This is a genomic window from Gordonia sp. ABSL11-1 (genome assembly GCF_030315685.1).
Lineage (GTDB): Bacteria > Actinomycetota > Actinomycetes > Mycobacteriales > Mycobacteriaceae > Gordonia.
In genome coordinates this window covers 22,293-48,751 of record NZ_JASXSI010000005.1, presented here as the reverse complement: position 1 = coordinate 48,751, position 26,459 = coordinate 22,293, and the positions used below count along the sequence as shown (strand labels likewise).

The following is a 26,459-nucleotide window of genomic DNA, read 5'->3' as shown; positions in this document are numbered from 1 at the left end:
CATGAGCACCACCAGTTTCGACGTCGCCGTCATCGGCGGCGGACCCGCAGGCCTGAGCGCCTCGACAACCCTCGCGCGCTCCCGCCGATCGGTCGTTGTCATCGACGCAGGCTCCCCCCGCAACGCACCGGCCGGCGCGGACGGGCCCGCTCGCTTCGCTCCCGGCGCCCACGGAGCTCACAATGTCCTCGGCCACGAAGGCATCGGACCGCTGGAACTCCTCGAACGCGGTCGCGCGGAGGCCCGGGCGTACGGGGTGGAGATCCGCACGGGCGAGGTCATCGACGCTGCGCTGTCCGACGACGGCCGCTTCACGGTGACGCTCGCCGACGGCACGGTCATCGACGCGCGTCGTATCCTGCTCGCCGCCGGCCTCGTCGACGAACTGCCCGATGTCCCAGGGGTCGCAGACCTGTGGGGTTCGACCGTCTTGCACTGCCCGTACTGCCACGGGTGGGAGGTCCGCGGGCGACGGATCGGCATCCTGGCGACCGGTCCGATGTCGGTCCACCAGACCCTGATGTTCCGCCAGCTCAGCGACGACGTGACATTCCTGGCACACGACGTCGAACTCGGGGCCGACGAGGCGAAACAGCTCTCGGCGCTCGATGTCCGTGTCGTCGACGGCCCTGTAGATCACCTCGACAGCGTCGACGGCGCACTGCGAGCGGCCGTGCTGTCCGACGGCTCCGAGGTCGAACTGGATGCGGTCGTCGTCGCACCCCGATTCGTCGTCCGGTCCGAACTGTTCACCCGACTCGGCGGCACGCTCGCCGATCACCCGATGGGCGGACAGTACGTCGCCACCGGCCCGATGGGGATCACCGACGTCCCCGGTGTGTGGGCGGCCGGCAACGTGGCGGACCTGGCGGCGACGGTCGCCGTGTCGATGGGTGCCGGGGTGAGCGCGGGCGCCGCCATCAACGCGGACCTCATCGCCGAGGACACCCGCGCAGCGGTCGAGGCCAGGCGGACGCGGGTCGACGCCTGAGGCCTGGTCGAGAGGGTCAGTCCCGGAAGCCGTCGAGCACGGCACGCGAGCCCGACAGTCCGAGGCGGGTCGCACCGGCCGCGATGAGTTCGGCGGCGAACTCCGCGGTCCGGATCCCGCCACTGGCCTTGACCCCGACGCGGTCGCCGACGGCCGCGCGCATGAGGCGGACTGCCTCCACGCTCGCGCCGCCCGACGGGTGGAATCCGGTGGAGGTCTTCACGAATGCGGCGCCGGCCTGCGCCGCCCGCTTGGAGACCTCGGTGACCGTGTCGGATCCGGCCAGCTCCAGTAGCGCCGCGGACTCGATGATGACCTTGAGCACGGCGTCGTCGCCGACGGCCTCCCGGACCGTCAGCACGTCGGCGAAGACCTCGTCGAACCGGCCGTCGACCGCCGCGCCGACGTCGATCACCATGTCGACCTCGTCGGCGCCGGTGTCGACGGCCAGCCGGGCCTCAGCGGCCTTGACCAGCGAATGATGCTTTCCCGACGGGAACCCGGCCACCACGCACGTCTTCTGCGCCCCCGTGTCGATCGGCAGCATCGACGGCGACAGGCAGACCGCGTACACACCGAGGTCGGCCGCCTCGGCGGCGGTGGCCTCGGCGGCCGATCGGGTGGCCTCCGGCTTGAGCAGCGTGTGGTCGACGATGGCCGCGACGTCGCGGCGGGTCAGGTCGGTGGTGATCACACAGACGAGCTTGGCACACTGGCTGTCGTGCCCGTACCAGAGACGACCCGCGCCGAGACGACCGTGACCGACGCTGCCCGATCCGACGCCGACCGCCGCTACGTCCTGACGCTCGGGTGCCCCGACCGCACGGGCATCGTCGCCCGGATCTCCGGTTTCCTCGCCGAGATCGGCGGTTGGATCACCGAGGCCGGCTATCATTCCGATCCCGAGACCGGGTGGTTCTTCACGCGCCAGACCGTCCGCGCGGGGTCGGTCGCGATGGACGTCGACGAGATGCGCGCACGATTCGCCGCCGAGGTCGCGGCCGAACTCGGCGACGGCACAGAGTGGCGGCTCACCGACACCGGCTCCCCGAAGTCGGTGGTGCTGCTGGTCAGCAAGGAGACACACTGCCTGGTCGACCTGCTGGGTCGGGCGCACCGCGGCGAACTGCCGGCCACGGTGTCGGCCGTCATCGGCAACCATCACGATCTCGAGGATCTGGTCACCCGGTTCGACGTGCCGTTTCATCACGTCCCGTTTCCGGCGGGTGAGAAGGGGGCGGCGTTCGAGGAGCTCGCACGCCTCGTCGACGGCTATTCACCCGATGCGGTGGTACTCGCGCGATTCATGCAGATCCTGCCGCCGCAGCTCTGCGAGACCTGGGCGGGACGCGCCATCAACATCCACCACAGCTTCTTGCCGAGTTTCATCGGCGCACGGCCCTACCACCAGGCATTCGCACGAGGGGTGAAGCTGATCGGGGCGACCTGCCACTATGTGACCGCCGACCTCGACGCCGGACCGATCATCGAGCAGGACGTGATCCGGGTCGATCACAGCGATGCGGTCGCCGACATGGTCCGCCAGGGCCGCGACATCGAGACGCTCGTGTTGTCGCGCGGGTTGCGCTGGCACCTCGAGGACCGGGTCCTCGTGCACGGCCGCAAGACCGTCGTCTTCAGTTGAGGCGCAGAACATCTTGGGGCACTAGTCCGCGCGGTGCGCGGACTAGTGCCCTAGTGCCCCAAGATGACGTCAGGTCAGAAGTCGAATCCGCCGAAGTCGCCGCCGCCGTCGAAGAATCCGCCGCCGTCGCCACCGCCGCCGTCGAAGAAGCCTCCACCGTCGCCACCGCCGTCACCACCGGCATCGCCGCCCATGTCGCCGCCGGCATCGCCTCCGTCGCCGCCATCGAGAGCCCCGGCATCCGATCCGTCACCGGCACCGCTCTCGAAGGCATTCGCGTCGTAGTTGACTCCCGCCATGCCCGAGAACATCGCCGAGAACAGGAACATCGAGCCGATACCCCACGCGCCGGCCACGAGCGCCGGCTTCCACCACGGCTCGGAGTACCAGCCGGCGGGGACGGGGCGCCCGGCCACACGGCCGCCCGGATAGTAGTTGGGGGTCCGCTCCGACGGCCCGGGCGACGCCTCGATCTGGCGCCCCTCGAAGTCGACGGTCCGGTCCTCGGTGACAGCACCGGCACTCTTCTGCCCGTCGAGTTCCGGGATGGCGGGACCGGGATCGAGGTTCATCGCCGACCGCGCGGCGCGGATGTAGTAGAGACCCTCGATGGCGGTCTGCTTGGCCAGTCGGGCCTGGGCAGGAGACGTGGCCTGCTCGATCTGGGACCCAGCCGCGGTGTAACGCTCACCCGCGTCGGCCAGGGCCTGCTTGGATGCCGGGCCGTCGCCGACCAGCATGAACACCTGGCCACCGAGACGTTCGATCGCCTGGCGTGCGTCGGCCTTGGCGTCGTCGAGCGATCGGGCGGCATTGGCCCCCGACCTCTGCTGCGACACCACGATGACGCCGACGACGATCACGACCACGAGAGCGATCAGGATCAGTGCGCTCATCTTCTCCTCCGTTGTGGGTACACCTCACCTGTCCCCTCGGGCACCATGCGGGCGGCCCGGCAAGACCGGCAAAATCGGACATCCCCCAGCGTACCGGCGATTCCGTGGGGACCTCGGGGCCGACGATCGGTGCAGGTGGGCGGCCACCGATCGCGAGGATCCGGGAGCGCAGTGTCCGCTAGGCCGCCGAGCACTCCCCGGAGCCGCCGGTGACCTGACCGCTCAGCGCGACGTCGCGGCCGTCGACGGCGAAGTCGACACCCTGGTCGGTGACCTCGAGGTCGGTCACGGTGACGTCGTCGAAGAAGGAGCCGAGCATCGATCCGGACACCTGGTCGACGACCTGCTGCGCGTAGTCGGCGGGGATGCCGAAGATGAACGCGTTGGCCTTGACGACCTCGAAGCGCACCCGGCCGTCCTGCAGCACCGGCTTGATGGTGGTGGAGACCGGGATCGGCAGGAAGGCGAGCTGGACCGCGGAGTCGACCTGGATGGTTCCCTCGGCGGCGTTGCCGGTCACCGACTCGATGGTCGCGCCCTGCATCAGGCCGGAGGCTCCCTCGCCTGTCCCGTTGCCCGGCGACGTCGCGCCGGTCTGCGCCGTCTTGCTCATCGCGACGATGCGCTCGAACGGTACGTACCCGGAGCCGACGAGCGAGCGGATGCTCGACTGGTCACCGTCCTCGTGGATGCCCTCGGCGCGCGCGTGCAGACGCATCTGTCCCGGCTGGTCGACGGTGTCGACCTGGACGAACGGGATGTCGTTGCCGAAACCCTGCAGCAACATCGGTTTCCGGCTCAGCGACACGTTGGTCTCGGTGCCGGTGAGTTCGGTGAAGGCGCTCTCCATGCAATCGGTGGCCTTGTTACGCAGGTACAGTTCGCTGCCGACCGCGGCAATCACGAGAACCAACACGACGGCGGCCGCGATGGCACCGATGATCTTTCCGCGGCTGCGTCGCGACGGTGCGGTCGAGACGACGCCGGGCTGTGTGCCGGTGTGGGCGCCCGGCGGGATCGGCGCGAAGCCGTCGTCATGGCCGAACTGTGCGGTGTGGCCGGGGTCCTGGAACTGTGCCGTGTCGGTCCGACCCACCTGTGAGTATGCGCGCGGCGACTCCTCGGTCGGCGTCGCCGTGTCCATCCGCTCGGTGTTCAGCTTCTCGGTCGCGTCGGTGGGATCGCCGCTCGGCGCCGTTCGCGGGTCCGGCTGCTGATCAGCGTGCCCGGACTGCGCGCCGTCGGCCGGCCCGTTCGGATTGTCGCCGCCACCGGTGGCGTTCTTGTTGGCGTTCTCGCTGTCGTCGGTCATGTCGTGAGGTCCTCAGCTGGTCAAAGGTTCCGAGGCCTGTCGAATAGGCCGTTGATTGGTCAGCACGGCAAGAGCGGCGCGTGCCTTCTCCACTGCGCGGACGTCGACCTCGTGGACTCCGACGTGCACGCCTTCGTCGTATGCGGCGACCACGCTACCGAAGGGATCTGTGAGTTGGCTGTGACCTGTTCCGGTGGGCGCGGACGACTCTCGCACCGAGTCGTCGGCCGGTACCGCCTGTCCGACGGCCGCGACGAACGTCGTGGAATCCAGGGCCCGGGCGGTCGCGAGGACCTCCCACTGGTGCACCTTGCCGGGACCCGCTCCCCATGACGCGGGCACCACGATGACCGCTGCGCCGCGTGCTGCGAGCTCGGTGAACAGCGCCGGGAACCGGATGTCATAGCAGGTCGCCACCCCGACCGTGACCCCGCCGACGTCGAAGGTCACCGGCTCGGCACCGGGGGCGACCGTGCGTGACTCGGCGAACCCGAACGCGTCGTAGAGGTGGATCTTGTCGTAGGAGCCGATTGCGCCGTCCGCTCCGGCGATGATCAGCGTGTTGCGCACGCGATCGCCGTCGGGGGTGAACATCCCGGCGACGACGGTCACCCCGTGCCGCGCGGCGATCGCGGACACCGCGGTCGCCCACGGACCGTCGATCGGTTCGGCGATCGGGCCGAGCGGCACGCCGAACCGGCACATCGTCGCCTCCGGGAACACCACGAGGTCGGCACCGCCGGCGGCGGCCTCAGCTGTCGCGGTCTCCACGATCTCCAGGTTCGCGGTCGGATCGGTGCCCGAGCTGATCTGCGCCATCGCGATTCTCATGCGACTCAGCGTAGTGACGGTCCCCGCCGGGTCACCCGCGTTCTCGCGACGCGAGAGGTCAGCGCGGCGCGACCGCCGGCCACGGCACGGTCAGGATGTTGTCGACGGTGCGGCCGCGGGGGATCGCGACGTCGACACCTCGGTCGCGCAGCAGGGTCAGCGCGTGCCGCCAGCGCAGGCGCGGCCCGTAGGCCGCGTGGGTGGCGGCGACGTCCCAGCAGTGGTCGGCCAGCACCAGCAGTTCATGGATGCGTTCACCGTCGACGTTGCGGTGGATGAGCGCCTTGGGCAGCCGCTCGGCGAGATCGGAGGGACGATCACTGTGATCCGGCGCCCAGCACAGGGTCAGGCTGCGCGGGCCGTCGGCGTCGAGGACGATCCAGCAGCATCGGCGGCCGATCTCGTCGCAGGTGCCCTCGACGATGAGTCCGCCGGGTGCCAGGGCGGACCGCAATTGCGTCCAGGCGGCGTCGACCTCGGATTCGTCGTACTGCCGCAACACGTTGAAGGCGCGCACCAGGTGCGGACTCAGTCCGGCCATCTCGAAGCCGCCGAGGGCGAACCGTACCCCGTCGACGTCGTCAACGACCCGTTCCGGATCGATCTCGAGGCCGACCATCTCCAGGTCAGGGGTAACCCGTCGGAGTCGGCGGGCCATCTCGACGGTGGTGTCGGGACGAGCACCGTAGCCGAGGTCGACGACGAGGGGGCGTGCGACGTCGGTCAGCGCCCGGACGATCCCGGGATCATGTGCCATCCACCGATCCACCCGGCGCAGCCGGTTGATGTTGGTGGTGCCGCGGGTGATGCGGCCGGCCGGTGTGGACCGGCGGGATCGGTTCAGAGGTTCTTCTTCACCCAGTCGGCCGCGTACTCGGCCTCGGCGCGGAACAGGTCGACGAGGTTGACCAGCATGAGCTGTTCGAGCTTGCCGTTGACGAAGGGGATGAAGACCTTGACCTCGGTGGTCTTGCGGATGGTGCATCCCGTGTCGGTGGGGAACAGTTCCTGCCAGCCGTCGAGGCTGCCCGGCCCGGCGGGGATGGAGGCGTTGTAGGTGCCCTTGGTGTTGTCGGTGTCGAACACACCGAACGACTCCTCACGCGTGATGACCATGTCCTTCTTGAGGACGGTCTGCGCGAGCGGCGGCAGCTGATCACGACCGATCGTCTGCTTGAGGACGACCCGCATGCCCGTTTCGTCGGAGACGAAGAAATCGACCTCGCAGTGCGGCGAGATCATCTGGAAGCCCGCCATCATGTCATCCCAGTACTGCCTGGTGTTCTGCGCCTTGTAGAGCGTCTCCGCGGGATGGGTGAAGCGCGCCGAATAGCTGAGCCGTCGTGCCATGGCGACCAGGCTACGTCAGCGATTCGTGTCCTCCCAAGTCGCAGCCTTTCGTGATGCTGCGCTCGTCAGTGATCGAACAGGCGACGCGGAGCCTGCGGAGCGTCGTCACCACCCGCCCCCCGGAGGCGACGCGGAGCCTGCGGAGCGTCGTCACGAAGGGTGCGCCGCCTCCCACGAGATCGTCTGGTCGCTCTCGGAGTCGAGGAGTTCGACGAGCTGGTCGATGATGGCCTTCTCGATCTTGCCGCCGACGAACGGCACGCTGACCTCGACGTCGGCCTTGTACGTCGTCGTCGCGGGATCACCGCTGGTCACCAGGGTGCCGTTCACCGTGGCGGGCGCTCCGGCGACCGTCGCGACGATCTCGCCGGTGATCTGATCGCCGGCGAGGGTGAAGGTGCTGCGGCGTGGGATCTCGAGATCGCCGGGCCGTACCTTGGTGACGATGGAGGGCAACTTCTCCTCGGGGACACCCTGCTGCATGGTGACGGTGATCGTGTCCTCACCGGCCGCGAACGATTCGAGCTTGCCGTGGCTGGAGTTGATCGCCTCGAGGAGATCGCGCCAATACTGTTCGGTCGACAGGACCTGCCAGAGCCGGGGTACCGAGATCGGATAGGACACCGCGTGTTCCATCTTGCTGGCCATGAGGGGAGAGTACCGGAGCGTCCGCGCATGAGGCCCGGTGTGTGAGCAGTGCGGTACGGCTACGGTTACACGGGTGACCCACTCAGGCCTCGACCGCACCACCGCACCGGATCAGGACACGCGCCTCGCCGCGCTGACGACACTGCATCTCGGTGGTCCGGCCCGGGCGATCGTCCGATGCGACGACACCCGCTCCCTGGTCGATCAGATCACCGCACTCGACGACGCCGGCGAGCGGACGCTGCTGATCGGCGGCGGGTCGAACCTCGTCATCGCCGACGAGGGGTTCGACGGCACCGCGGTCGTGATCGAGAGTTCACAGGTCGACTTCGGCACCGGCCGCGAGTCGGGCAGACCACATGTGACCGCCGACGCCGGGGTGAACTGGGATGAACTCGTCGCCGCCACCCTCGACGCAGGTTTCGGTGGGCTGGAATGCCTTTCGGGGATTCCCGGGGCGGCCGGCGCGACACCGGTGCAGAATGTCGGCGCCTACGGCGTCGAGGTCGCCGACCTGCTCCGCAGCGTCCAGGTGCTCGATCGGCGCGCGGGGGTGCTGCGGTGGGTGTCCCCGAACGAGCTCGGCCTGGACTATCGCACGAGCACCCTCAAGCACCGCGACGATCACGTGGTGGTCGCGGTCTCGTTCTGGCTCAACGACTCCCGGACGAGTCAGCCGCTACGCTACCGCGAGTTGTCGTCGACGCTGGGTATCGAACCCGGCGAACGGACCGATGCCGTCGCGGTCCGGGAGCAGGTGCTGGCGCTGCGCAGCGGCAAGGGCATGGTGCTCGACGCCGACGACAACGACACCTGGAGTGCCGGATCGTTTTTCACCAACCCGATCCTGACCGCCGACGACGCCTCCGTCGTGTTGTCGCGCATCCGGGAGAAGGTCGGCCCCGACATCACCGTCCCCACCTACCCGGCCGACGACGGCGTCAAGCTGTCGGCGGGATGGCTGATCGAACGCGCCGGTTATGCGCGCGGATATCCCGGGCCGTCGTCACCCGTACGCCTGTCGACCAAACACACACTCGCCCTGACGAATCGGGGTGACGCCACCACCGACGAACTACTCGACCTGGCGCGCGACGTGCGCGACGGCGTGCGTCAGGCGTTCGGCGTCTCCCTACATCCGGAACCGGTCCTGGTCAACTGCTCGCTGTAGACGTCGCCGAACTCGACACCGGGTCGTCCGTGCGGGTGGTGTCGGCGAGCACGCCGTCGAGCAACTCGTTGTAGCGGACATCGGCCTCGATGCTCGACATGTGCCCGACACCGTCGAGGATCACCAGGTCGCGAAGATTTCCGTTGCGCCGCAGCACATCTGCCATCTGCTCGGAGTGCAGCGGTGGGGTGAGCCGGTCGTCGGTGCCGACGACGACGGTCGTCGGGACGGTGAGTGCCTCGAGACCGGCGGTGACGTCGAGCTTGCCCATTGCCGACCCCCAGCCCGCCCGGGAGCGGGGCGGGCACGCCATGATCATCTCGTCGACGAAGTCCACGTGCGCCTTACGCGCGTTCGGCCCGAGGGCGATGTAGTGCGACAGCCGCGACCCGCGGTTGGTGCGCGGCAGCGGCACCGGCGCCGACGTGACGAGCTTGCCGACAGTCGCCTCGAACGGCTTGGTGTAGCGCGGCAGGTCGACCGGGATGAGCAGGTGATTCTGCATCACCGCCTTGGCCGCCGTGGAAGTGAGGACCACCTCGGACACGAAGCTGCCGACCTTCTCCGGGTGCTGGGCGGCCCAGGACATGATGGTCATGCCACCCATGCTGTGGCCGACGAGGACGGCGCGACGGCCTTCCGGCACGACCTCCGACAACACCGCGTCGAGGTCCTGACCGAGCATCGCGATGGTCGGTCGGGCTCGGCCGAGATCGCTGCTGCCGTGTCCGCGTTGGTCGTAGGCGACGACCTCCCGCTTCGACGCCAGGTGGTTGATCTGTGGGTACCAATACGCGATGTTGCACGTCCAGCCGTGGACCATTACGACGATGTCGCCGTCGGAGGCGGTGTCACCGTCTGTGGAGGTGCCACGGCCGGCGGTGCCGCCGTCTGTCATGTCACCGTCGGGTCCGTACGTCTCGACGTTCAGGCGAGCACCGTCGACGGTCCGCACCCAGCGACGTCGCGGAGCGTCGGCGGGCACCGTCAGCAGATCGTCGGGCCCGTCGTCGACGGCGCGTTCGGCGCGGAAGGCCGCGCGGACCAGTCCCGCGAAAATGGTTCCCACACCCACCGCGACGATCCCGACTCCGACGGCGGCGACCGCGCCCGTCGCGATCGTCGCGGTCTGCCGTGCCGCCGGTCGGGTGGCTCTCGCCCGTTTTCGGCTCTGTCGTGTACTCATCATTCCCCCTCGTGTCTGTCGGTCTCAGTCGGACCGGTCCCCCACGGCTCGTATGTCGTCGGTCGCGTCGCCGACGTCCTGATGGTCGGCGTCCGCCCCGTCGACGCCGGTACCCGGAACCGGGTCGTCGGCACCGGTGTCGTCGGGTGCCGACGCGTCGAAGTAGGTGCTGGCCTCTCCGATAGCCGCCGAGATCTGTTTGTCGAACGCGGTGCGGAACGTCGACTCGACGATCTCGTGCGCCATCGGGCGCACGGTCTGGATCAGCTCGGCCATCTTGCTGACCTGCTCTTCTCCCAGATCGGGCAGCTTCTCGTCGAAGTATTTGTCGGTGATGATCGAGACGAAGCTTCTGGCGACATCCTCGAGGTCGTCCTGCACGCGGACCCAGCGGTCGAGCAGCATGTCGATGTCGATGCCCGCCTTGACCAGCGTCTCGGCACCTTCGAGGAGCTCGGGGTTGCGGATGGCGTAGTGGGCGCCGTCCTTCGCGAGGAGGCCGAGTTTCTGGCTCAGGGCGATCGACCGGTCGCTGGCGTTGAGGGTCTTGCGCAGCTCGGTGATGGTGATCGTGGCGGCACGTTTGAAGTTGCGGAAGCGGCCGCTCTTCGGTGCGCCACGGAAGATCTGTTCCACCCGCATGCCGTGGTGAGCGGCGTGCAGGAGCTCGCTGATCGTCGCGAACGTATAGCCGCGTTCGAGCATGCGGGAGATCAGGTTCAGGCGGACCAGGTGCTCGTCGGAGTACCACCCGGTGCGCCCCCGGATCGTCGGCGGCGGCAACAGTCCGCGGTCCTGATAGACGCGGATGTTGCGCACACTGACCCCGGACGCCTGTGCCAGGTCGTTGATCCGATACTCGGCCACTTCGCCAGTGTATTCACGTCGGATTCCCGACCCCAACGAACCGCGCCGAAGGAGGCGTCGGTCACGCCCGCTTGCTGAACCAGCGCTTGCCTTGGATGTCGTCGACCCGCGGGCGCACATCCACCAGATAGACGAGCATCGCGACGACGCCGATGAGCCCCAGGAAGTTGACCGCGCCGAACAGCCAGATGAACAGCGTTGCCACGGCCAGGATCGAGACCCAGATGACCTTGCTCTGCCGATCGACGGCCGGGAACGCATCGGACCGTTGCAGCGCGGCATGCACCAGGGCCACCGCGGACGCGACACCTGCGACCACCGTGAGGAGGAGCAGGATCAGATTCTGCCCGTAGGCCATGACACTCAGGAGATCCACGCCACCAGCTTAGACATGTCGGCCGCGGGTGCGACCCGGGCGAAGCGGTCAGGCGTTGCGACCTGGCGACTTCTTCGCGGGAGCCTTCTTGGTGGCGGTCTTCGTTGCCACAGTCTTCTTGGCGGCGGTCTTCGTCGCGGCGGTCTTCTTCGCGGCGGTCTTCGTCGCGGCGGTCTTCTTGGCCGGCACCTTCTTCGCAGCTGCCTTCTTGCCGGCAGTCTTCTTCGCAGCGGTCTTCCTCGCAGCGGCCTTCTTCGCGGGCTGCTGGACGGCGGCGGCCTTCTTGGCGGGCGTCTTTTTCGCTGCCGTCTTCTTTGCTACCGCCTTCTTCGCCGGCGCCTTCTTCGCTACCGCCTTCTTCGCCGGCGCCTTCTTTGCTGCCGCCTTCGTGGCGGGTGCCTTCCGTGCCGGATCGAGCGTGACCTCGTCGGGTTTGCCCGACGTCAGACCGGCCAGTACGGCGGCACGTTCGCCGACGGCACGGGTCTGACCGGAGATGGTTCCCAGCGCGTCCTCGGTGAGTCCGACGGCGTCGTTGTACACCTTTTCCAGTTTGGGCAGGTTCTCCTCGACGATGGGCTGAGTCTTGAGCCTCTCGACGACTTCCTCCCCGCGTTCGGACAGCGCGGTCAGCAGACCGGCCGCGACGGCCAGGTATGCCTCGGCCACCTTGCGCAGCTCCTCAGGGCTGAACCGCGTGAACAGGTCATCGATCTCGTCCGGCAGTTCCACCGGCAGGGCCGAGAGCTTGGTGCGCGCCTCCTCGAAGACCGCCAACGCCGACCCGCGGGTCTCGTCGACACGGATCTGCGCCTTGTTCTGCGCCTGGCCGAGGCGCTTCTGCGCCTCTTCGCCGGCGGCCTCACCTCGTGCACGCAGATCGTTCAGCAGTGCGGTGACTTGTTCGATGACGGTGGTCAACGGATTGTCGGGCATGGATTCACTCCTCGACGTCGGCGTTTTCTCTTCGGAACGACTCATAGATCTCGAGCAGCATCTGCTTCTGCCGCTCACTGATCGATCCGTCCGCGAGCAAGGCGTCGCGGACCGGACTGGCCGGGCGTTCCTCGAGAATCCCGGCACGCACGTAGAGCACCTCCGCGGACAATCGCAGGCCCTTGGCGATCTGGGCGAGGACATCGGCCGACGGCTTGCGGAGACCGCGTTCGATCTGGCTGAGGTACGGGTTGCTGACCCCCGCCCGTTCGGCCAGCTGTCGCAGGGACACCTCGGCGGCGACCCGCTGGGAACGGATGAACGCACCGATGTCCTGGACGGCATCCTGAGCGGCGTTCGCAACGGCCTCGACCGGTCCGTTCGAGCTGCCGTCGTCGTCCGACGGCAGCTCGAACCCGTCGACGCGGTCGGGCAGTTCGTTCTCGTCCGGTTCCATCACACTCCCGTTGAAGTTCCTGATGACCAGTATCAGCGGGTGTGCTAACAGGTGCAAGCAGGCTGCTAACCGAATATGAGGACTGACACCGTGTAGATGGTGAGGCCGGCCAGTGCGCCCACCACGGTGCCGTTGATCCTGATGAACTGCAGATCGCGCCCGACCTGCAGCTCGATCTTGCGGCTGGTGTCGTCGGCATCCCAGCCGCGCACGGTCTCGGTGATCACCGAGATGATCTCCTGCGAGTAGTTGACGGCGACGTGACGCGCGGCTCGGGCCACCCAGCCGTTCATCTTCTCCTGCAGCGGCCGGTCGTCGCGGATCCGGGTCGCGAGCTGGATCACCGCGTCCGACAACGAGTTCCGCAGGGTGCTGTTCGGGTCGGTGAGCATCTGCTCGATGACCGCCTTGCCCGTCTTCCATGCCGTCGACGACGCATCCGAGACCTCGTCGCGGCCGATCAGCTCCTGCTTGATGGACTCGAACCGTTCGATCATCGCGGGATCGTGCTGCAGGTCGTCGGCGAACTGCTCGACGAACTGGTGCATCGAACGCCGGAACTGATGGTCCGGATCGGTGCGCACCTTGTAGGTGAAGTCGACGAGTTCGCGGTAGATCTTGTCGCCCAGCAACGCATTGACGAACTTGGGCTTCCACGTCGGCCCGACATCCTGGTCGACGACGCGGTCGATCAGCTCCTGGCTGCCCAGCGCCCACTCGTGGGCCCGGTCGCAGGCCAGCTGGAACACCGGCTCGAGCCGGTTCTCGGCGATCAGCTGTTCGAGGATGCGCCCGAGCGGTTGCGCCCATTCCGGTTCACCCGCCCACTTGATGGCGTACATGATGAGCTTCTCGACGTCTTCGTCGCGGAGCATCTCGGCGGCCAGCGAGATCATCCGGGTCGCCTCGTCGGACACCCGCGGCGCGTTCGCGGGGTCGGCGAGCCAGGTCGAGAGCCGGCGTGGCAATTCGAGACTCGTGGCCCGATGTTCGATCACCTCGGGCGTCATGAAGTTCTCTTCGATGAATCCGCCGAGCTGATCGCCGATGTCGTCCTTCTTCTTGCGGATCAGCGCGGTGTGCGGGATGGGCAGGCCGAGGGGGTGCTTGAAGAGCGCCGTGACGGCGAACCAGTCGGCGAGCGCGCCGACCATGCCCGCTTCCGACGCGGCCCGGACGTAACCGACCCAGGCGCCGACATCGGTTCCGTCACGATGCTCGAGATAGCGGGTGAACAGATAGACGACTGCGGCGAAGAGCAGGAATCCGGTCGCGACGACCTTCATCCGGCGGAGGTCTCGGCGGCGCGACGCGTCGCCCGCCGTGTCGGCACCGAAGCCGAGTGAGGTCCGCGGCGGTTCGACCTCCGACGGCCGTTCCGGCTCACCGGATACGCCCGAAATGACTGTTGATGCCATTGGACCAGTTTTACCCGCCACCCACTACGCTAGCCAGGTGATGGCCAATCGCCCGAGTCCCGCCGCGGCAGCACGCGCCGCCGTGGCGGCCGCCACCAACGTGACGAGGGGGATCGAGCAGGCCCTGCTGAGCACCGTCACGGAGGCGGGCGCGAAGCCGGACGGTCGTCGCCAGCGGTGGGAGAAGCACAAGGCGGCGCGACGTACCGAACTGACCGACGGCACGATGGACGCGGTCCGCAACCTCGGCGCGGACGTCGGTATGGACGAGATCGCCGCGCACATCGGCGTCTCGAAAACCGTTCTCTACCGCTACTTCACCGACAAGAACGACCTCGGGATCGCCACGGCCGTGCGCTTCTTCGAGAAGAACCTGCTGCCGCGGCTCACCGAGGCGATCACCGACGACGTCGACGAGTACACCCTGACCCGCACCGTCATCGGCGTCTATGTGCAAGCCGTCGCCGACGAGCCCAACCTGTACAAGTTCGCGCTGACCGGTCAGCCGGCCGCGGCCGCGACCGCCGACTCGGAGAAATTGGTCGCGCAGTTGATGACCGGCGTTCTGGTGTTGCGGATGACCGAGCGCGATGCCGACATCTCGGGTGCCGAGGTGTGGTCGAACGCGTTGGTCGGCGGCATCCAGCGTGCAGTGGACTGGTGGATGACCGACCGCCCGATCCCGGTCGACGCCCTCATCGACTACCTGACGATGATGTCGTGGAGCTCCATTGTCGGGATCGCCGCGGTCAACGGCTCCCGCGAGGCGTTCACCGCGGACCCTCCGCCGCTGCCGGAGCCACCCGAAGTCGGGGATGATCTCCACCATGACGGGAACGGGGAATCGTGATGGCGCGGACAGCTCTCGTGACCGGCGGCAGTAGGGGTGTCGGACAGGGCGTGGCCACCGCATTGCTCGCAGACGGGTGGACCGTCTACGTGACCTCTCGTCGCGGCACGGGCCCCGACGGCACCATCGCGCTGGCCTGCGACCACACCGACGACGACGCGGTCGCCGGTGTCTTCGAGACGATCGCGCGCGATGCCGGCGGCCTGGACCTGCTCGTCAACAACGCATGGACGTCCCCGGAGGGCTTCGGCGGATTCTCCGACACCTTCTGGGAACGACCCGTCGACGACTGGGACACCCTGATCGGGGTCGGGCTGCGCGCACACTACGTGGCGTCGGTGCATGCGGCGCGGCTGATGGTCCCGACCGGCCGCGGACTGATCGCCTCCATCTCGTCGTTCGGCTCACGCGGACATCTGCATTCGGTGCTCTACGGCATGAGCAAGGCCGCCCTCGACAAGATGGCCTTCGACATGGGCCACGACCTCGACGGGACCGGGGTGACCGCGGTGTCGTTGTGGCCGGGGCTGATCCGCACCGAGTTGTTGCTCTCTCTGGGTGTCGACGAGTTCGCCGGCTTCTCCCTGCAACGCGCCGAGGATCCCGAGTTCGTCGGCCGCGTGATCGCCGCGCTCGCCGATGATCCCGCCCTGGCCGACCACAACGGCCGCACACTGGTGACCGCCGAACTCGGCATCGCTTACGGGGTCACCAACAACGACGGAACACCACCGGACTCCCACCGCGGGGCCTTCGGGGGTGGTCCACTCTTCCCGCCGGACGGTGGACCCGCGAGGGCGATCAGCTGAGCCTCTGTCACCACGCGACAGGGCATCCCACGCATCAGGAGGTCGATCAGATGGGCAAGCACGACGCGGCACACGGCTGGATCACGCCAGCCGCCCGATCCCTGCGGGTGACCGAGACCGGCCCCATCGCCGAGTTCGACCCGGCGTCGACACCGGGTTTCGACGGCGACAAGGTCCGCGGCGCCGACCTTCTCGTCGAACGCGGCGAGACGCTCGCCGATCTGCAGGAGCTCCTGTACGCCAACGGCCGCGCGGGCGATCACCGGTCGGTTCTCCTGGTGCTGCAGGGCATGGACACCGCGGGCAAGGGCGGCATCGTGCGTCACGTCGGCGGTCTCGTCGATCCGCAGGGTCTCGCCATCCGCGGCTTCGGCAAGCCCACTCCCGAAGAGCTGCACCATGATTTCCTGTGGCGCATTCACCGGGCTCTGCCCGCGGGCGGGCGCATCGGGATCTTCGATCGGTCCCACTACGAGGACGTCCTGCCGGTCCGGGTGCACAACCTGGTGCCACAGGCGGAGTGGGAGAAGCGCTACGAGATCATCAATCGATTCGAGCGCGACCTCGTCGCGAACGGGACGACGATCATCAAATGCGCGATGGTCGTGTCGAAGGCGGAGCAGAAGGCACGGCTCACCGAGCGCCTCGACCGCCCGGACAAACACTGGAAATACAACCCCGGCGACATCGACGAACGTGGCTTCTGGGACGAGTATCTCGAGGCCTACCAGGCGATCTTCGATCGCTGCGACGACGATCAGGCACCGTGGTTCCTGATCCCCGCCGACCGCAAGTGGTTTGCCCGCCTGGCCGTCTGCGAACTCCTCATCAGCGCCCTCGAGGGGCTCGAACTGGACTGGCCGAAAGCCGATTTCGACGTCGAGGCGGAGAAGCGGCGGGTCGCCGCCCTGACGGAGTGAGCCCTGACGGAGCGAGTCAGTGCCCGGCGTCGGCAGACCGCCGGCCCGAGTGGAGCACGGCGTGGGCGATCAACCCGATCACGAGTCCCCAGAACGCCCCGCCGATACCGAAGAACGTGACCCCGGAGGCCGCTGCGATGAAGGTCAGGGCGGCGGGCACGCGGGTGCCGGCGGCGGTGAACGCACCGACGACCGCGGCCGCGAAGGTACCCAGGAGCGCCAGTCCCGCAACGGCTTCGATGAGACCACCGGGCGCGATGGCGGCGACGGTGACGAGCACGCCGGACAGCGCCGCGAGGACGAGATAGCTGATCCCGGCGGTGACCGCGGCGATCCAGCGTCGTGAGCGATCCGGCCCGGCCTCCTCCCCCGCGGACAGCGCCGCCGACAGCGCCGCGAGATTGATCGCGTGCCCGCCGAACGGTGCGGCCAGCAGGGTTCCCGCGCCGGTGACGGTCATCGCCGCCCGCCACGGGGTGACGTAGCCGAACGACGACAGCACCGCGACACCCGGGATGTTCTGCGACGCCATGGTCACGATGAACAGGGGCACACCGATGCCGATGACTGCCGCCGGGTCGAACTCGGGGACGGTGACCTCCAGCGTCGGAAGCCAGGTCGCCGACGCCACGTCGGCACCGGCGACCGCCACGTGGATCCCGATCGCCACGAGCGCGGTCAGCACTGCGAGCGGCAACGCCGACCGCGGCACCCATCGCGTCGCGGCCAGCCAGATCACCACCACGGGGATGGCGAGCGCCGGCGCGTCCACGAGCGACCGCATCGGCGCCAGACACAGCGTCAGGAGCACGCCGGCCAGCATGGCCTGCGCGATCGGCGTGGGTATCCGGGAGATCGCCTCCCCGAGCGCCGGCACCAACCCGGTCACGACGATCAGCACACCGACAACGAGGAACGCCCCGACCGCGGCCGGCCACCCCGCGTGATACGAGGCGCCCATGCTGACCAGCATCGCCGCGCCCGGAGTCGACCACGCCAGGGTGATCGGGGCCCGCGTCCGCAGACTCAACACGATGATCCCGAGTCCGAACACCACCGTGAGCGCCAGCAGCCCCGACGCCGCCTGTTCCGCGGTCGCGCCGACGGCCCGCAGACCTGCGACGACCACGGCGAACGACGACGTGAAACCGACGAGCGCGGTCACGATGCCCGCGACGATCGGCTGCTGGCGACCGGTGTGTGCTGTGATGGTCACCCGGGCCACCCTACCGGAATCGTTCTGTAAACAGAACGTTGCGTGTGGCGAGTACCGACGTGGAAGTGAGCACCAGTGACGGTCGAAGAGCGGCGCCGAGCCGTCGGCAGCCGGATCGCGACGATCCGTGGCGATCGCGGGATGTCTCTGTCGGAGCTGGCCCGTCGAGCCGGGATCGGCAAGGGCTCTCTCTCCGAGATCGAGTCGGGTCAGCGCAACCCGACGCTGGACACCCTCTACGCGGTGGCGGGCCCGCTCGGGGTGCCACTCACCGCCCTGCTCGGTGAGGCCGCAGGCACCGAGGGCAGCGGCGAGTTCCTGCATGCGCAGATCCTGCACGTCGAGCACCACGACGACGGCGCCACCACCGAGGTCGTCTGGTTACGAGTCCTACCCGGCGGAGTGCGCACATCCCCGGCGCACGGACCGGGCGTCGTCGAGCACGTCCACGTGGTGACCGGGGATCTGCGCGCCGGTCCCGTCGGTGCCGAACAGGTTGCCACTCAAGGTGAGTCGCTGCAGTGGATCAGCGATCGTGAGCACACCTATCGCAGCGCGGCGGGCGCGACAGCGGTCCTGACCATCCACTCCCCCGGCTGACGTGCCCGCACCATCCCCCGCTCACTCCCGCAAGACGACTCGGTCCCGCCCACCGGGTGTGGTGAGCGGAACCGAAATCCGTTGATGGCTGGGCGATCTCAGATCAGCTGGTCGCCTTCTTGGCCGGAGCCTTCCTGGCCGGAGCCTTCTTGGCGGGGGCCTTCTTGGCGGCGGCGATCTTCTTGGCCGGCGACGCCTTGGCGGTGCGACCCTTGGCCTCGACAGTGCCTGCGGCGCCGTCGATCTCGGAAGCAGCGTCCGCGGCCTCGGCCTTGATGGTCTGTCCGGCCTCTTCGATGTCGGCGGCAACGTCCTCGACGCGGCTGCTGACGCGGCCGGTCAGCTTCGCGGCGCGCTCCCCCACGAGGCGGGTCTGCGACGACACCACGCCGAGGGTGTCCTCGGTGAGGTCGACGGCGTCGTTGTACACCTTCTCCGCACGGTCCAGGTTCTCCTGGACCAGCGGCTGCTGGCGCAGACGCTCGACGGTCTCCTCGCCACGCTCGGCGAGCGAGTTGTAGAACCCGGTGGCCGACTCGAGGTACCCCTCGGCGACCTTGCGCAGCTCATCGCCGGCGAGCTTGCCGCGGAGGTCCTCGATCGACGCCGGGACCTCTTCGGGCAGGGTATTGATGCGGGCACGGGCCTCGTCGAGGCGTGCCTGCGCGTCGCCGCGGGTCTGCTCGAGGCGGGCTTGCGCGGCCTCGGTCGCGGACTCGGTCCGCTCACGCAACTGCGCGACGATGTCGTTGAACTGCGCGACGACGTAGTCGCCGGCACCGACAGCAGCGTAGATCGGGTTGGCCAGGGTGCGGGTGGATTCACTCACAGCGAACTCCTCCAGATAGATTGTGTGTGGTCGATCTTGCGGTCATCGCATCGACAGTTGCCAAAAATGTTGCGGCACAATAACCATCGGATGATCACCCCCCAGACCATCCGGTGCAGCCGGTGTCGGTACCGATGGCGCATCGAGCCATTTCTGTGGTTCCGATACCCAGTATCCACGTTCTGCTAACAAATGCAAGCATTCTGCTAGCGCAGGTGGCACATGTCACCCGGAGTTGATCTGCCGTCTACACGCACGACAAAGGCGCACCGCTGTTCGCGTGCGACGGGTCGTGCGGGAGGGTCAGTCGCCGGAGGCGTTCTCGGCGTGGCGGTAGAAGCCCTGGCCGGTCTTCGTCCCGAGCCGGCCGGCCTCCACCATGCGCAACAACAGGGGCGGCGGCGAGTAGAGCGGTTCCTTGAACTCCTCGTACATCTTGTCGGCGATCGCCTTGACGGTGTCGAGGCCGACGAGGTCGGTGAGTTTCAGCGGCCCCATCGGGTGGGCACATCCGAGGACCATCGCCTTGTCGACGTCCTCCACACTGGCAAAACCGCCCTCCACCATGCGGATCGCGGACAGCAGGTAGGGCACCAGGAGCGCGTTCACGACGAAACCGGAGCGGTCGGCGGACCGCACGACCTGCTTCCCGAGCACGTCATGTGCAAAGGTCTCCGCGCGCTCGCTCACGTCGTCGGACGTCATCGGTGTGGTGACGACCTCGACGAGGGGCAGCACGGGGACCGGGTTGAAGAAATGCATGCCGATGACACGATTCGCATTCTGGGTTGCCATGCCCAGCTTCATGATCGGGATGGACGAGGTGTTCGACGCGAGGACGGCACCGGGGTCGGTGACGACCTTGTCGAGGTCGGCGAAGATCCGCGTCTTGACCGCCTCGTCCTCGACGACGGCCTCGCAGACGAGTTGCCGGTCGGCGAAGTCGCCGAGATCGGAGGTGAACCGCAGGCGCCAGGCCGCCTGTTCGCGTTCACGCTCGGTGAGTTTGCCGCTGGACACGCCACGGTCGAGCGAGCGCAGGATGCGTGCGCGGCCGACGGCCATGAGCTCGCGGCTGGCCTCGTAGACGAGCACGTCGGTCTGCGCCCGGGCACAGACCTCGGCGATGCCCGCCCCCATCTGACCGGCCCCCACCACGCCGACCCTGGCGATCTTCGCGATTGCCATGACGAACTCCTAGTACACAGGCTCACTGAAAAGAGTGACGAGACAACTGATCTGGTGAGTACATGGGTAACTTGCCGGGCACGAACAGAGCCCGTGATATGCCAGCAGGCGGCCCGCAGCGAAAGCCGCGGACCGCCTGACTGGTTCGCCAAAGCCCCGCAGAGGCGGGCAAGTGAGGCGGGCTGGCCCAGCTCCTAGTGGAACTGACCCTCTTCGGTCGATCCCTTGAGCGCGGTGGTCGAGCTCGTCGGGTCGACGGTGGTGGCGATGTTGTCGAAGTAGCCGGCGCCGACCTCGCGCTGGTGCTTGACGGCGGTGAAGCCCCGCTCGTCGGCGGCCTTGAACTCACGGTTCTGCAGGTCGACGAATGCGGTCATCTGCTCACGGGCGTAACCGTAGGCCAGATCGAACATGCCGTAGTTGAGCGAGTGGAAGCCGGCCAGCGTGATGAACTGGAAGGTGAAGCCCATGGCGCCGAGCTCGTTCTGGAACTTGGCGATGGTGCTGTCGTCGAGGTGCTTGCTCCAGTTGAACGACGGGCTGCAGTTGTAGGACAGCAGCTGATCGGGGAACTCGGCCTTGACCGACTCGGCGAACTTGCGAGCCAGCTCGAGGTCCGGGGTGCCGGTCTCCATCCAGATCATGTCGGCGTAGGGCGCGTAGGACTTCGCACGCGCGATGCACGGCTCGATGCCGTTCTTGACGTGGTAGTAACCCTCGGCGGTGCGCTCGCCGGTCACGAACTCCTTGTCGCGGTCGTCGACATCGGAAGTGATCAGGGTGGCGGCCTCGGCGTCGGTGCGCGCGATGACCACGGTCGGGACGCCGGCGACGTCGGCGGCCAGGCGGGCCGAGTTCAGGGTGCGGACGTGCTGCTGGGTGGGGATGAGCACCTTGCCACCGAGGTGGCCGCACTTCTTCTCCGAGGCGAGCTGATCCTCCCAGTGGGTACCGGCTGCACCCGCGGCGATCATGGCCTTCTGCAGCTCGTAGACGTTGAGGGCGCCACCGAAGCCGGCCTCGCCGTCGGCCACGATCGGCACGACCCAGTTGTCGACCGAGTCGTCACCCTCGACGCGGGCGATCTCGTCGGCGCGCAGCAGCGCGTTGTTGATGCGACGCACCACCGACGGCACCGAGTTGGCCGGGTAGAGCGACTGGTCGGGGTAGGTGTGGCCCGAGAGGTTGGCGTCACCGGCGACCTGCCACCCGGAGAGGTAGACCGCCTTGAGGCCGGCGCGCACCTGCTGCACGGCCTGGTTACCGGTGAGCGCACCGAGTGCGTTGATGTAGCTGCCGTCGCCGGCGTTCACGCCCTCCCACAGGATCTCGGCGCCGCGACGAGCAAGGGTCTGCTCCTCGACGACCGAGCCCTGCAGCTGCTCGACCTGCTCGGCGGTGTAGTCGCGCTTGACGTTCTTCCAGCGCGGGTTGCTGTCCCAGTCCTGCTGGATCTCGGCGGCTGTGCGGGGCTTTCCGACGTTGCTCATTGCCTACTTCGCTTTCGTTGTCCTGCCTCGACCCGGTGGCGCCCGAGCCGATCTGCTGACTGACAGCGCCGTTGTGTCCGTAACCGGACGCAAATTGTGCGAACAAATCATCGTTCTCCGGCGGCGTCTGAGACAAGAGTGCCACAGGACAAACCTGCAGGTCCAATCCCTTTCTACTGCAAAACTGGTCCATAGTTCGGCAAAGTCTTGCAAAGTTTGCAAATCTGGATCTGTGAAAAACCGACACCTCGTCGCCAAAAAGTACGCGCGTACTGCATGTTCTCACGGCCGGATAGATGCCCGATCCACCGACCACAGTGACCCCGCGTACGTCGACCGCTGCACGAACTCCAGCGATGGTGTGACCGGGTTCACATCGACGATGCGTGTCCGAGGTCGTTCCCCGGCGCCACGACACGTCGTGCGGGGCCGCGAGGGTCAGCGGGTGGCGGTCGTGACGGCGTCGTCGAAGAGCCCGGAGAAGGTCGCGGCCGGCATCGGCTCGACGCCGTCGGTGGGCGTCGTCGCCGCCGGTGGAGCATCGCCGGACACGGTGAGCTGGACGGTGACCGTCGAGCCGCCCGGTCGGGCGACGATGGCGTACCCCGCGTACCCGATCTGCGAGCTGACCGCCCCGTCGGGCAGTGTCGTCGTGGCCGTCGACCGCACTGCCAGGGATTGTTCGACGGCCGTCGAGTCGTGTGCGAGGCCCCGGGTCGACAGCTCCTCGTACCGCGTGACGATCCGGGTGCCGCGCATCGTGCCCGTGCCGATCACGGTGGTCGTCGTCGAGCAGCGACCGGTGGTCACCCGGATGTCGGACTCGATGTCGCGGCGGGCGGTGGTGACCAGTTCGACCAGTGCCCCCGACCGGGACCTCGCGGCGAGGACCGCGGAGTCATCGGGCCTGACCTGGGAGTTGAGATCGGCGTCGGCGCTCGGTGTGCACTCCGACGGCGTGACCTGCGAGGTGGCCGCGGATTCGATCGGACCGCGATTGCCGGCGACGAGGTCGGCCACCGACAGCTGTGTCGGGGCGAAACCGCCGGGCAGGTCCGCCGGCGACAGCAGGAGATCGGCCGGTACAGCCGAGGATTGCGCCGGAGTGGGTGGCGTGCTCGTGCCACAGGCGGCCAGGGCGGCGAGGACGAGGACTGCGGCGACCGCGACGGTCGGCGCCGAGTGGCGCACCTCCTTCAGACGCACGCGGTCACCGTACCCTGAACATGCAGGCCGGATCCTCCCCGGGACGGCGCCTGCGGTCGGGCGAGGACCCGTGGTCGCGAGCGGACCGAGTCCCCGACGATCGATCGGCCCCGGTGGGAGGGTGGCATGACCAAGACGTACGTCGGATCGCGTCTGCGTCAGCTGCGCTCCGAGCGCGGCCTGTCGCAGGTCGCGCTCGCCCAGTCCCTGTCGATCTCCGCGTCGTACCTCAATCAGATCGAGCACGACGCCCGACCGTTGACGGTTCCGGTGCTGTCGCGGATCACCGAGGTGTTCGGGATCGACGAGGAGTTCTTCGACTCGCAGGACACTGTCCGGCTGGTCGCCGAACTGCGCGAGGTGTTGCTCGACGACGACGTCGAGGCCGCACCCGGCGCCACCGATGCCCACGAGATCAGCGCCGTCGTCGCCGCGCACCCCGAGATCGCCCAGGCGATGGTGAATCTGCATCAGCGCTACCGCATCGCCACCGACCAGCTCGCCGCGGCGACCGACGAACGCGGCGACCGCAGCATGCGTGGCTCCATCACCGCACCCCATGAGGAAGTACGGGATTACTTCTACCAGCGCCGCAACTACATTCACGAGCTGGACGTGGCCGCCGAGGAGATGACCGACCGGATGCGGATGCACTCGGCCGACATCCGTCGCGAGATCTCCAACCGACTCGAGAACGTGCACGGCGTCAGCATCGTGCGCCGCGTGGATCTCGGCGACTACACGCTGCACCGGTTCGACAAGGAGACCCGCCGTCTCGAGTTCTCCGCAGCCCTCTCGGCCGGGCAGCGCACCATGAAGCTGGCCGCAGAACTGTGCTTCCTCGAGTACGGGGAGCTGCTCGAGGGCCTCGCCGACGACGGCAACTTCACCAGCGACGACGCCCGTTCGCTGGCCCTGCTCGGTCTCGCGAACTACTTCGCGGCGGCAGCGGTGTTGCCCTACAGTCAGTTCCACGGTGCGGCAGAGGATTTCCGCTACGACATCGAGCGTCTGTCGGCGTTCTACTCGGTGTCCTACGAGACCGTCTGCCATCGGCTCTCGACGTTGCAGCGGCCGAACCTGCGCGGCATCCCGTTCTCCTTCGTCCGAGTGGACCGAGCCGGAAACATGTCGAAAAGACAGTCCGCCACCGGATTCCACTTCTCGTCCAGCGGCGGCACCTGTCCGCTCTGGAACGTGTACGAGACCTTCGCCTCCCCCGGAAAGATCCTGACGCAGATCGCCGAGATGCCCGACGGCCGCGACTACTTCTGGGTGGCCCGAACCGTCGAGCGGCGTGCCGCACGATTCGGCCAGCCGGGCAAGACCTTTGCCATCGGGCTCGGCTGCGAACTGCGCCACGCCGCGCGCGTGATCTACTCCGACGGCCTCGAGATCGGTCCGCAGGCCCGGATCACGCCGATCGGCGCCGGATGCCGGGTGTGCGAGCGGGTGAACTGCCCTCAGCGCGCGTTCCCCGCTTTGGGCGCCACGCTGACGATCGACGAACACCGCAGCACCGTCTCGCCGTACATGATGAGCTGAGCCGCACCGCTTCCGGCGCAACGCGCGTCGCGGTCGGATGACAGTCGCGGCACCTCTTCGCGCGTCCGGCACGTGCGCCTGTCGCCCTCGTCGTAGCGTGGCGCCAGCGAGACGATCATCGGGGATCTGATCGCGCCCGACCGGAAGTGCTCCATGATGCGAACACGGTCTCCGGCTGCCGCCCAACGCTTCTCCTGCACAACCGCGGCACGTTCGGCGCTCGCCCCACCGACCCGCGCCGTGTCCGGCGCGGTGGTTCTCACGGCCGCGCTCCTGGTCTTCGCCACAGCGGCTCCAGCCCCCGCCGATCCTCCCAACATGCTGCCGGTACCGCCTCAGGTGCCGTCGGCCATCGACTCGGCGATACCGTCGGCACCGTACCCGCGATTGTCCCGCATCCCGATCCGCGGCCACGCCAACGGTTTCGATCAGCGGATGCTCGAGTTCCGCGAGGCCGCACTGCCATCGCACACCGGTGATCCCGATGTTCGACCGGTGGTCCGGTGACCTCGGACGGTTGAGTCCGGGCACGGTCATCTCCACCCGGGACGTCACCCGCACGGCCGCGCCGGTGGTCACCGCGCCCATCTCCTCGGCGCGACTGATCAAGTTCCGCAGCACCGACACGCTCGGCTCGCAAGGCGGGCCGGCTCAACATCTACGTCCCGTCGTCAGAGATCGTGCGACGTTCGGAACAGCCACGATCGTCGTGCCCCGGACACAACGCCGGGGCCCACTGCCGATCCTCGTCAACAACCTCCCGATCGACTCACTGGGGACCGCGTGTACGCCCGGATACGACCTTGCGCATGGCTTTTCGATCGCGACGAACCCCACCGACCTGATCCCACCGACCACCCAGCTCGCCCTGGCGCGCGGCTACGCGGTGCTGATCCCGGATCATCAGGGACCTCGGATGGCCTGAACCGAGCCGGTCGTCGCAGGTCATGTCATCCTCGATGCGATCCGCGCGGCGAGCGCAACAGACGCCGCACGGTTGGGCCGGTCGGGGATCGTGCTGTCGGGATACTCAGGTGGCGCCATCGCAACCAATGGCGCGACGAAACTGGTCGCCGGGTACGCACCCGAGTAGCGCAGGCGGATCGTCGGCGCCGCGCTCGGTGGGGTTCCCGCGGACTTCCGCATGCTCGTCGGGAGCATGAACGCGAACCTGGCGGCAGGCCTGTTCCATGCCGCCACATTCGGCATCGCACGGGAGCGTCCCGAGATCCTCACCATGGCCGACGACCTCGCGCAGTGGATCGCCACCTCGCCACTGAAGAACGTCTGCACCGTGCCGGCAGCGCCTGCGGGACAGACTTTCTGGCCGATGCAGTTGATGTCCCGCGACGCCGACCCGTTCCGCTCCCGGGTCGCCGAACACATCTACCGCGTCACGCGGATGACGGATCGCGTGTCGGCGGTGCCGCTCTACATCTGTCAGGGCACCCACGAATGGTGGATACCCGCGGCGGGTGCTCGCGCCCTTCATCGCGAGCAATGCCGACTGGGGACGCAAGCGTCCTATCGGGAGGTGTGCGGCGAGCACCTCTCCGCCGCGGCGCTCGGCTATCCCGGCGCGCTCGATTGGCTCGACCGGCGTCTGCGCGGTTTGCCTGCGCCGGCCGAATGTCCCGCCTAGGATGCTTGCAACAGGTGTTGAGCAGTGCGACCACGGTGTCACGATGACCGGCAGAGGTGTTCTCGTCCCCGCGTATCGCC

Annotated in this window: 26 protein-coding genes and 1 pseudogene; 9 read left to right on the top strand and 18 right to left on the bottom strand. The window is 68.0% G+C overall.

Annotated features, from left to right (window positions below; translation table 11 throughout):
- The first annotated feature begins 1 nt into the window (after position 1).
- Entirely contained in the window at positions 2-991 is a 990-nt protein-coding gene (locus QSJ19_RS07330; protein ID WP_286319399.1) for an NAD(P)/FAD-dependent oxidoreductase, read from the top strand.
- Positions 992-1,007: 16 nt separating this feature from the next.
- Here QSJ19_RS07330 and deoC read toward each other — a convergent pair whose 3' ends face one another.
- Complete coding sequence (gene deoC / locus QSJ19_RS07325; protein WP_286319398.1) at positions 1,008-1,685, bottom strand: deoxyribose-phosphate aldolase; 678 nt, start codon at positions 1,683-1,685, stop codon at positions 1,008-1,010.
- 63 nt (positions 1,686-1,748) lie between these two features.
- Here deoC and purU point away from each other — a divergent pair, with 63 nt between their 5' ends.
- Entirely contained in the window at positions 1,749-2,636 is an 888-nt protein-coding gene (purU, locus tag QSJ19_RS07320) for a formyltetrahydrofolate deformylase (RefSeq protein WP_286319660.1), read from the top strand.
- A gap of 74 nt (positions 2,637-2,710) precedes the next feature.
- Here the strand turns inward: purU and QSJ19_RS07315 are convergent, their stop codons facing one another.
- The 6 genes from QSJ19_RS07315 to QSJ19_RS07290 all read right to left on the bottom strand — a co-directional run bounded on the left by QSJ19_RS07315 (position 2,711) and on the right by QSJ19_RS07290 (position 7,673).
- Positions 2,711-3,532, bottom strand: coding sequence for a DUF1542 domain-containing protein (locus QSJ19_RS07315; protein ID WP_286319396.1), 822 nt, complete (start codon positions 3,530-3,532; stop codon positions 2,711-2,713).
- Between the two features lie 178 nt (positions 3,533-3,710).
- A complete protein-coding gene (locus tag QSJ19_RS07310; RefSeq protein ID WP_286319395.1) occupies positions 3,711-4,844 on the bottom strand; it encodes an LmeA family phospholipid-binding protein in 1,134 nt (377 codons plus the stop codon).
- A gap of 12 nt (positions 4,845-4,856) precedes the next feature.
- Positions 4,857-5,675 carry a carbon-nitrogen hydrolase family protein gene (locus tag QSJ19_RS07305; protein ID WP_286319393.1) on the bottom strand — a complete coding sequence of 273 codons (819 nt, stop codon included), beginning with the start codon at positions 5,673-5,675 and terminating at the stop codon, positions 4,857-4,859.
- Positions 5,676-5,733: 58 nt separating this feature from the next.
- Positions 5,734-6,483, bottom strand: coding sequence for a class I SAM-dependent methyltransferase (locus QSJ19_RS07300; protein ID WP_286319659.1), 750 nt, complete (start codon positions 6,481-6,483; stop codon positions 5,734-5,736).
- Positions 6,484-6,515: 32 nt separating this feature from the next.
- Complete coding sequence (locus tag QSJ19_RS07295) at positions 6,516-7,025, bottom strand: DUF2505 domain-containing protein (protein WP_286319392.1); 510 nt, start codon at positions 7,023-7,025, stop codon at positions 6,516-6,518.
- Positions 7,026-7,175: 150 nt separating this feature from the next.
- On the bottom strand, positions 7,176-7,673 hold the full coding sequence (locus tag QSJ19_RS07290; protein WP_286319390.1) for a DUF2505 domain-containing protein: 498 nt from the start codon (positions 7,671-7,673) through the stop codon (positions 7,176-7,178).
- Positions 7,674-7,746: 73 nt separating this feature from the next.
- Here QSJ19_RS07290 and QSJ19_RS07285 point away from each other — a divergent pair, with 73 nt between their 5' ends.
- On the top strand, positions 7,747-8,844 hold the full coding sequence (locus QSJ19_RS07285; RefSeq protein WP_286319389.1) for a UDP-N-acetylmuramate dehydrogenase: 1,098 nt from the start codon (positions 7,747-7,749) through the stop codon (positions 8,842-8,844).
- Here the strand turns inward: QSJ19_RS07285 and QSJ19_RS07280 are convergent.
- The 6 genes from QSJ19_RS07280 to QSJ19_RS07255 form a co-directional block, all read right to left on the bottom strand.
- Entirely contained in the window at positions 8,828-10,030 is a 1,203-nt protein-coding gene (locus QSJ19_RS07280; RefSeq protein ID WP_286319388.1) for an alpha/beta fold hydrolase, read from the bottom strand. The genes QSJ19_RS07285 and QSJ19_RS07280 overlap by 17 nt on opposite strands.
- A 24-nt stretch (positions 10,031-10,054) precedes the next feature.
- Positions 10,055-10,897: a MerR family transcriptional regulator gene (locus QSJ19_RS07275; RefSeq protein ID WP_286319387.1), complete on the bottom strand. Its 843-nt coding sequence runs from the start codon at positions 10,895-10,897 to the stop codon at positions 10,055-10,057.
- A 61-nt stretch (positions 10,898-10,958) separates the two neighbouring features.
- A complete protein-coding gene (locus QSJ19_RS07270; protein ID WP_187588856.1) occupies positions 10,959-11,255 on the bottom strand; it encodes a DUF2516 family protein in 297 nt (98 codons plus the stop codon).
- A 66-nt stretch (positions 11,256-11,321) separates the two neighbouring features.
- Complete coding sequence (locus QSJ19_RS07265; RefSeq protein ID WP_286319382.1) at positions 11,322-12,209, bottom strand: histone H1-like repetitive region-containing protein; 888 nt, start codon at positions 12,207-12,209, stop codon at positions 11,322-11,324.
- 4 nt (positions 12,210-12,213) lie between these two features.
- Positions 12,214-12,666, bottom strand: coding sequence for a helix-turn-helix domain-containing protein (locus QSJ19_RS07260; RefSeq protein WP_286319380.1), 453 nt, complete (start codon positions 12,664-12,666; stop codon positions 12,214-12,216).
- Positions 12,667-12,731: 65 nt separating this feature from the next.
- Positions 12,732-14,084, bottom strand: a complete 1,353-nt coding sequence (locus QSJ19_RS07255) for a DUF445 domain-containing protein (protein WP_286319378.1) — start codon at positions 14,082-14,084, stop codon at positions 12,732-12,734.
- A gap of 40 nt (positions 14,085-14,124) precedes the next feature.
- On the opposite strand from QSJ19_RS07255, the gene QSJ19_RS07250 reads away from it, so the two are divergent.
- Genes QSJ19_RS07250 through QSJ19_RS07240 form a run of 3 tightly spaced genes read left to right on the top strand, consistent with a single transcriptional unit; the run spans position 14,125 to position 16,663 of the window.
- On the top strand, positions 14,125-14,934 hold the full coding sequence (locus QSJ19_RS07250; RefSeq protein ID WP_286319658.1) for a TetR/AcrR family transcriptional regulator: 810 nt from the start codon (positions 14,125-14,127) through the stop codon (positions 14,932-14,934).
- Entirely contained in the window at positions 14,934-15,743 is an 810-nt protein-coding gene (locus QSJ19_RS07245) for an SDR family NAD(P)-dependent oxidoreductase (RefSeq protein WP_286319376.1), read from the top strand. Before QSJ19_RS07250 ends, QSJ19_RS07245 begins: the two co-directional genes overlap by 1 nt.
- A gap of 50 nt (positions 15,744-15,793) precedes the next feature.
- The gene (locus tag QSJ19_RS07240; RefSeq protein WP_286319374.1) at positions 15,794-16,663 is read left to right on the top strand and encodes a polyphosphate kinase 2 family protein; all 870 of its coding nucleotides are present in this window, start codon (positions 15,794-15,796) and stop codon (positions 16,661-16,663) included.
- Positions 16,664-16,679: 16 nt separating this feature from the next.
- On the opposite strand, the gene QSJ19_RS07235 is transcribed toward QSJ19_RS07240, so the two are convergent.
- Complete coding sequence (locus QSJ19_RS07235) at positions 16,680-17,879, bottom strand: benzoate/H(+) symporter BenE family transporter (protein ID WP_286319372.1); 1,200 nt, start codon at positions 17,877-17,879, stop codon at positions 16,680-16,682.
- A 75-nt stretch (positions 17,880-17,954) separates the two neighbouring features.
- On the opposite strand from QSJ19_RS07235, the gene QSJ19_RS07230 reads away from it, so the two are divergent.
- A complete protein-coding gene (locus tag QSJ19_RS07230) occupies positions 17,955-18,479 on the top strand; it encodes an XRE family transcriptional regulator (protein ID WP_286319371.1) in 525 nt (174 codons plus the stop codon).
- A 103-nt stretch (positions 18,480-18,582) separates the two neighbouring features.
- Here QSJ19_RS07230 and QSJ19_RS07225 read toward each other — a convergent pair whose 3' ends face one another.
- The 4 genes from QSJ19_RS07225 to QSJ19_RS07210 all read right to left on the bottom strand — a co-directional run bounded on the left by QSJ19_RS07225 (position 18,583) and on the right by QSJ19_RS07210 (position 23,192).
- Complete coding sequence (locus tag QSJ19_RS07225; RefSeq protein ID WP_286319370.1) at positions 18,583-19,308, bottom strand: heparin-binding hemagglutinin; 726 nt, start codon at positions 19,306-19,308, stop codon at positions 18,583-18,585.
- Between the two features lie 303 nt (positions 19,309-19,611).
- Complete coding sequence (locus QSJ19_RS07220; protein ID WP_286319368.1) at positions 19,612-20,496, bottom strand: 3-hydroxybutyryl-CoA dehydrogenase; 885 nt, start codon at positions 20,494-20,496, stop codon at positions 19,612-19,614.
- Between the two features lie 194 nt (positions 20,497-20,690).
- Positions 20,691-21,986, bottom strand: coding sequence for an isocitrate lyase (aceA, locus tag QSJ19_RS07215; RefSeq protein ID WP_187588778.1), 1,296 nt, complete (start codon positions 21,984-21,986; stop codon positions 20,691-20,693).
- Between the two features lie 438 nt (positions 21,987-22,424).
- Positions 22,425-23,192, bottom strand: a complete 768-nt coding sequence (locus tag QSJ19_RS07210) for a hypothetical protein (RefSeq protein ID WP_286319367.1) — start codon at positions 23,190-23,192, stop codon at positions 22,425-22,427.
- Between the two features lie 126 nt (positions 23,193-23,318).
- Between QSJ19_RS07210 and ramB the strand changes: the two genes are divergently transcribed.
- Complete coding sequence (ramB, locus tag QSJ19_RS07205; protein ID WP_286319366.1) at positions 23,319-24,737, top strand: acetate metabolism transcriptional regulator RamB; 1,419 nt, start codon at positions 23,319-23,321, stop codon at positions 24,735-24,737.
- Positions 24,738-25,055: 318 nt separating this feature from the next.
- A pseudogene (locus tag QSJ19_RS07200) lies at positions 25,056-26,379 on the top strand (lipase family protein).
- Positions 26,380-26,459: the final 80 nt, after the last annotated feature.